Here is a 6,000-nt window from a genome sequence, read left to right as displayed (position 1 = left end):
GTATTTTGCCCCTCATGGGCTCCGGCTCGGTGGCTTTCGAATCCGGCGAAGTGGCCTGGCTGACCTCCCCAGGGCAGGAAGTGGCCGTCACCGTGGGCGAGCGCGGCGCCATCGTGCAGTTTTTGACTTTGCGCCCCGGCGACTACCCCACCACGGGCATGCACTTGGAAGTCCGCAGGCATCAGGCGGCCGTGCAGGGCGCTTCCTTCGGCCAGCCCCAGGCCGCTCCCCAGGCTCCCCAGGCTCCGATTTTCGGACAGCAGCCCCAGGCGGCTCCCTTCGGCCAGGCTCAGGCCGCTCCCCAGGCTCCTCAGACTCCGATGTTCGGGCAGAAGCCCCAGGCGGCCCCCTTCGCCCAGTGCCAGCCTCCCACGTTCGGGCAGCAGCCCCAGGCGGCTTCCCAGGCTCCCATGTTCGCACAGCAGCCTCAGGCCGCTCCTTTCGCTCAGCCCCAGGCCCCCCAGGCTCCCCAGATGCCGATGTACGGGCAGCAGCCCCAGGCGGCCACCGGCGTCAAGCTGCATCTGGCCTGTCACATCCAGAACATCGGCGACCAGGTGGCCGAGGACGGCCAGCCCGCGGGCCTGCCCGGCTCCAAACTGCACCTCGAGGCCGTGGCCATGCTCGCCGAAGGCCTGGAGCCCGACGCTCTGGAATACGCCGCCATTTCCCACGACGGGCGTCTGACCCCCTGGGCGGCGGCACCCCAGTTCTGCGGGTCGCGTGGCAAGGGTATGCCGCTACTGGGCTTCGTGGCACGGTTAAAAGGCTGGGCAGAGCAAGCCTATGACATCTGTTACTCAGGCACCTTCGTGCAGGGTGGGTCGGTTGCGGAAGTGCGTAACGGCGAGTGTCTACAGTCCATCAGTCATGACGATGCTCTTGAATCTTTAGTTTGTATGATTAGAAGGAAAGCTGTTCAATAGGTGGAGGCTTACCCGAATCCCGATAGACAATAGGTTGTTGATTGTATTAGTGGATGCCAGGCTTAAATTACAATAATTAACAGGACAAAACGTCTTTGTATAGTTAGCACTATATATTATATGGCGTTGATGACTTGCGCGATGGCAAGAGTTCCTGTTGTGGATGCTTTATGAAGTGGGGGTAGTCGGAGTATCACCCTCCTTCAGATGGTTTGCTATATAACAACGGCCGCATTGACCTGGTATAGAATGCAGTTTCTAGGCAACCTGTAGAGAATGAGTTTCCCCTTCAGCATAGTCAAATCAATTGCCTTGAGAGCATTTTGGGGTTCTTCAAAACAGGCTAGCGAGATTCCAGGGTCTCAAATGATACGGATTGTTCTGGCATTTGTAAGAAACAAGTACATGTCTAACAAAGCGAATATAGTCAACTATAAAGTCCTGTTTGAGGTCAGCAAGTTTAGAATGTAAATCTAGGCATGATTGAATGAAAGTCAGGCGATTTATATGCACGTAATGATATATTGCGATGATCCAGGAGTAGGGGGCACATGGGGCAACGCGAAGTTACTGTCAACAGGCCTTTTGGAGGAGGGGTATGACATTACAATTGCCTGCTATCCACAGGTGTCTGGTAGTCCTGAAGGCCTGCGACATATTCCCATTGAAAATGGACTACTACAAAATTCCGCCAAGGGGGCGTTTAGTCGCAACGAACCTGAGGCTGTATTTCTCACGGCTAAGCCTAACCTCGTTGTTTTCTGTGACAGTGCATATGATTCAAGCTTAGCAGCAAAAAAGGTCTGTAGAGACTGGGGAATCCCGTATGTCATTATTGTGAACTACATAGCAGCATCTGTACTAAAAAAAGAATCTTGGTACAAAAAAGAAGCGATAATAGCTATGGCTGGGGCATTGCACGTAGTTGCAGTCTCTACAGACAATTTAAATTTGTTGCAAAAACACGGTTATGTTTCAAAAAATAAGTCTAGCGTTATCTATAATGGAAGGCCGCAAAATTATTTTCAAATGCAACCATACGAGCAACGCGAAAGCATGCGGCGAGTCATTGGGCTTGAAGCGGACGCTGTATTGTGTACAACTGTGGCTCGGTTTGAACATAGAAAAGGTTATCAATATATTATGAAGACTGCAACTGCACTGAAGGATCATCCCGTGGGTTGTAAGCTTCGTTTTGCTTGGATCGGTCATGACATTGGCAATGAGCAGGAAAGGGTCACTCGTGACCTTGCCAATTTGGGTATTTCCTCTCGTGTCCTTGTCCTCGGTCAACGCGACGATGTACGTGACTGGCTATCAGTGTCGGACATCTTCATTCTCGCATCAGAGTCTGAAGGCATGCCTCTTAGCATCATAGAGGCCATGGGGCAGGCACTACCAATTGTTGCGACAGCAGTAAGCGGTATTCCAGAACAAATTGGACGTACCGGTATCCTCTTGCCCGACCCAGTGCAAAATCCCGACTCCATTGTTTCAGCGCTTGCTCAGGCATTGACCACGTTGGCGACAGATCCAGCCTATAGGTTGCTTCTTGGTAAATCGGCTCGCAACAGGGCTCAGTGCCTTTTCTCGGCTAAGCGCATGATTCAGGACTACTCGCAATTGATAGCTTGTCTGACAGACAGAATTACCGCGTCTACTATGTGTTACCCTTGTCGTGCTACGTATCGACCGCCGAACGAATCGCCTTTTGGGGTCAACATCCAAATGGGTAACGACCTAGCCTGCGTTGAGTTCCTCAAAGAAGGCTGGGGAGTTGGTGAAGGAGAAGGGCGTTGGACAATTGGCAACCGTGCGCGTGTGGTCATGACCCTCCCCAAAGAGTTTTCGGATGGACTTGTAATTGAGTTTGAGGCACGTCCCTTTCTAGCAGGGGGATGTAGAAAGATAGGGGTCCGTGTCTTGTTTTGCGGGCGAGCGATTGCGAGATTCAAAATGGATAAGGCAGGTCTGATTCGCAATTTCGAACTCATCGTCCACCCAAAGGACATAATTTCAGATTTTGTCGACATTGTATTCGAACTATCCGGGCCTTCTTCACCGAGCTCACACGGCTTATCTAGCGACACGCGCCTCCTCGGCCTCTGGTTTACACGACTACGCGTGAATCGACTCCAGAAAGCGTTTCGTCATGGGCAACAGCCTTACATCCCGTGCAAAATCTCTGACGCAAATACATTGCCGGCTTCGACCTCCAAAAAAATGATGTAAAAAAGGTCGCTCTAGTTGTCTGCTTCATTTTACTTGACAATTAAATTTTATTATTTACTAATTATGAAAGTCATGGTATTTAAATTTCAAAGTTTGAAATGGTCAAGGCGGTAAATTGAAATTGTAAAATTGTCAACTTTATATCTGCCTGAAGCAATAATGCTACTATAATCTTGGTTGATGGTGTTGTGATTGTAACAGTCGTGTCAATATGTATATGTTACTGTCAACATAAAAGGGGGAGAGCAGTGATGGCAACTAGGGGTCTGCAGACTTTTTCAGACATCAAAAAAATTGTGCACTGTTTTATTGCAGATTTTGGCATACAAAATCTTAGTCCACTTGACACATCCATCGCTTTGTATTTAGCTAAAGAGAATGGCTGGGAATTTCTCGGCCTTGACTTTTGCTTGTCAGCTGCAATGTCATCCATAGAACAAAAATTGAACGAAATTGGCTTTCGCGTTAACGTGGATAAAGCTGCGCATGCGCAAGTTTTTTTTGCGGATTATAATTCTTACCTTCATACAAATGTGAGGCCGCCTGAAGGGACGCCTTGTTTTTTGTTTAATTCTCCGCGCGCGTTCTCAATTGATGAATTGTTTGCCTTGGGTCAGCAGAAAATGCATAATACTTTTGCATTTTCGTCTCAATTTCATCCTGCACTATGCAATACAAATTTCATCTTGGTTTATAACGACACGTACGAAGATCTTGTGTGCAAATTTCGTAAAATTTGCGATATTACATTCAACGCAACATGCTTAAGCATTCTTGATCTCCACGAATCAATCTTTCAAAGGCTAGTGGATGTTGAGGTTGGAAGGGTAACTAAGTAAATTGTTTTGCGCCTGCATAATGGCTGTGCATTGACGGATATCTCCTGGTGATTACGGATAAATAAATAGCAGTTGTGCCAATCATATTAAGATTAAATACTATTTTCGGAGAAACAGATGAAGAGTGACCCTTTTTTTTCCGTTATTATGCCTACCTTTAATCAGGCTGATTCAATCAATAGGGCTATACGATCTGTGCTTTCGCAAACATTCGATAGCTATGAATTGATTGTTATTGATGATGGTTCCTCGGATAACACCATTGAAGTCCTCGCTGAAATTGATGATGATCGATTTATAATTAAAAAAATTGAACATTCAGGCGTCTCGGCTGCGAGAAACGTTGGCATAAAAAATTCGAAAGGCAAGTACATAGCTTTTTTGGATGCAGACAATGAGTGGAAGTGCAACTTCTTGGAAAAATTCCATGATGCCATACAAAATAACTTTTCGAAATTTAGAGTGTTTTACTGCAATGGGTATTTGTATGATAAGGACAGTCTTCGGGGAACGATACCCCCTCTATACTCCGAAGCATTGATGTTTCATCAGCCTCTTCTAGACTTAAATGGATTTGTTATTGAATCTAGCCTGATTCAACTCGCCGGAAATTTCGATGAGAATTTATTCCGCTGGGTAGACTATGAAATGATGCTTCGAGCTTCCGAGTTCACTTCTTTCTTTTTCATAAATGAGCATTTATATATTTACTATAGAGGGGCGGGTGGCATTACACATTCTGAAGACAGAATAAGGCCGTGGGCTCCTACAAAACTTGCTGTGTCTAAATTTCGAAGTCGCAATCTCAGAGTTGGTTATGTATTATGGGATTTTCCGGCTTCTTCACAGATGTTCGTTCATAACGAACTTTCTTGGCTGGTTTGCAGTGGGTTTGATGTGGTTGTTTATTATCGGGAAGAAGCAAATCCCGCTGCTAATTTAGATTTTGAAGTTCCGCATTATAAAATCGACTCATATGAACATCTAAGTTCCTTGGCAAAGATTCATCGCAGGAATCTGCTACATGCTCATTTTGGTTACCCTCAAACTACAAAACTTGGTTGGCCAGCAGCGGAAAATGCTCTAATACCTTTTACAACAATGCCACACGGGATTGATGTCTTTAGTAAAGGAAACAGAAATCGTGTTGAATTGTTAGCTATTTCAAAGTCAACATTTTGTAAGCGAATTTTTGCGATTGGATCCTACCATGAAAATTTCTACATCAATAACGGTGTTTCAAAGAGCAAGATTACTAGGGTAGGATGCAGTGTACCCACTAGTTGGTTTGATGATTCGCCTGATTTTTTTAAGCCATTGAGTCCGATAGTTCTTGTCTCTCGATTTGTTGAAAAGAAAGGGGTATTCGATTTCATTGAAATCGCGCAACGATGCCAAGACTTAAATCTTCAATTTGAACTTTATGGTTACGGTGTTTTGGAGGAAGAAGTTGCATCAAGAGCTGGTTCCGTACCTAACCTCGCACTTTACTGCGGAAAAATTTCGCACAATGAAGTTTATGCAACTCTTAACCGTGCAGGTGGGGTTTTGTTGCCATGCAAAGAAGCAAACGATGGCGATTTAGATGGCTTGCCCGTAATATTACTTGAGGGAGCTGCTCGGGGATGTACATTGTTCTCTTCCAACGTGTCATCAATTCCGGACCTACTGAATGACAACACTGGGTATCTAGTGCAACCTTGTGATATAAATGGTTTTGAACTGGCGATTAGAACAGCCAGCCAAGTGCGTCAAGATGTTATTGAAAGTATGAGGAGGCATGCATTTGATTATGTAAAAAGTGAACACTGTCTTGATACTGTGATGCGGCGAATTGTTGACGTGTGGGTTAATGATTTTTTACAACTTTATCCCTAATAGCTATGAAAAGAATAAACATTATCTCTCCTGGTATAAACTGGTACTATAGCTTTATTTCTCAAAAGATCACAAATTCGCTTGCCTCTGCTTTTCAGGGCGATGTGAAATTAATTCAGGCGAGC

At 45.7% G+C, this 6,000-nt stretch carries 4 protein-coding genes; all 4 read left to right on the top strand.

Annotation, left to right across the window (positions count from 1 at the left end):
- On the top strand, window positions 1–926 hold a 926-nt coding region (locus MLE27_RS15245), incomplete at its 5' end, for a hypothetical protein (RefSeq protein ID WP_243313001.1).
- 507 nt (window positions 927–1,433) lie between these two features.
- The gene (locus MLE27_RS15240; protein ID WP_243313000.1) at window positions 1,434–3,158 is read left to right on the top strand and encodes a glycosyltransferase family 4 protein; all 1,725 of its coding nucleotides are present in this window, start codon (window positions 1,434–1,436) and stop codon (window positions 3,156–3,158) included.
- A 248-nt stretch (window positions 3,159–3,406) separates the two neighbouring features.
- The gene (locus MLE27_RS15235; RefSeq protein ID WP_243312998.1) at window positions 3,407–3,997 is read left to right on the top strand and encodes a hypothetical protein; all 591 of its coding nucleotides are present in this window, start codon (window positions 3,407–3,409) and stop codon (window positions 3,995–3,997) included.
- Between the two features lie 117 nt (window positions 3,998–4,114).
- Window positions 4,115–5,875, top strand: a complete 1,761-nt coding sequence (locus MLE27_RS15230) for a glycosyltransferase (RefSeq protein ID WP_243312996.1) — start codon at window positions 4,115–4,117, stop codon at window positions 5,873–5,875.
- Window positions 5,876–6,000 lie beyond the last annotated feature (125 nt).

Source organism: Fundidesulfovibrio agrisoli (genome assembly GCF_022808715.1).
Taxonomy (GTDB): domain Bacteria; phylum Desulfobacterota; class Desulfovibrionia; order Desulfovibrionales; family Desulfovibrionaceae; genus Fundidesulfovibrio; species Fundidesulfovibrio agrisoli.
Note: the sequence above shows the minus strand (reverse complement) of the source record. Positions and strands in the feature narration are given on the sequence as shown.

Excerpts from the sequence above, each read along its gene's own strand:
- MLE27_RS15230 (WP_243312996.1), top strand. The coding sequence starts at position 4,115 with ATGAAGAGTGACCCTTTTTTTTCCGTTATTATGCCTACCTTTAATCAG.
- MLE27_RS15240 (WP_243313000.1), top strand. The coding sequence starts at position 1,434 with ATGCACGTAATGATATATTGCGATGATCCAGGAGTAGGGGGCACATGG.